We start from the raw sequence: 310 nt of genomic DNA, 5'->3' as shown, positions 1-310 counted from the left end.
CTGTAACAGTGTTTTCAAACGTTTTCTTCCAAAGTTCGCATACCAAGATGCTATTTTCTTATCATAAATTTTTTCTACCCCGTAATAAAACAAACGATATAATTCTTTTCCTATTGTATAACTTTTTAAATATAGATATTTTGTAATGTCAGTTATAAATGGATGTGATTCTCCAAACAAGTCGCATACAATGACATCTTCAATTCCTTTTTGGCGAAATGTTTGTTCTAATGTTTTTGCTACTTGCACATGACCATTACCGTAATGTGCAGTTAATATTAAAACCTTGGGGTTTTTTATCAAACAAATC

General features: G+C 30.0%; 1 protein-coding gene. It reads right to left on the bottom strand.

Annotated features, from left to right (window positions below; all coding sequences use genetic code 11):
• Positions 1-303 (bottom strand): MGDG synthase family glycosyltransferase (locus tag SB717_RS34765; protein WP_410907422.1); only part of this gene is annotated, 303 nt, incomplete at its 3' end.
• Between the last annotated feature and the right edge of the window lie 7 nt (positions 304-310).

Source organism: Priestia sp. SIMBA_032, assembly GCF_046535215.1.
GTDB classification, from domain to species: Bacteria; Bacillota; Bacilli; order Bacillales; family Bacillaceae_H; genus Priestia; species Priestia aryabhattai.
The sequence above is the reverse complement of the archived record's forward strand: the minus strand, read 5'-3'. Positions and strand labels throughout refer to the sequence as shown.